The sequence below is a fragment of the Streptomyces pacificus genome, assembly GCF_011766325.1.
In the GTDB taxonomy this organism is placed as follows: domain Bacteria; phylum Actinomycetota; class Actinomycetes; order Streptomycetales; family Streptomycetaceae; genus Streptomyces; species Streptomyces pacificus.
This window is the reverse complement of sequence record NZ_BLLG01000100.1, coordinates 1-255: the sequence shown is the minus strand read 5'-3', so window position 1 is coordinate 255 and position 255 is coordinate 1. Positions and strand designations below refer to the sequence as shown.

1 pseudogene is annotated in these 255 nt (G+C 72.9%); it reads left to right on the top strand.

What is annotated here, in order from left to right:
- Positions 1–255: pseudogene (locus tag SCWH03_RS28430) on the top strand (IS5/IS1182 family transposase); the annotation flags it as partial.

The window sequence follows — 255 nt, the reverse complement described above, 5'->3', positions numbered from 1 at the left end:
ACCGGGACAGGCCGGTGACAGCCCCCGCTTCGTTGCGGTACTGGAGCGCATCAAGGTGCGTGGCCCGGTCGGCCGCCCGCGCACCCGGCCCGGCGCCGTCGCTGCGGACAAGGCGTACTCCTCCCGCTCCAACCGCGCCTACCTGCGGCGACGCCGGATCCGCGGTGTCATCCCGGAGAAGGCCGACCAGGCCGCCAACCGCAAGAAGAAGGGTTCCCGCGGCGGCCGACCGGTCAGTCACGACCCGGACCTGTA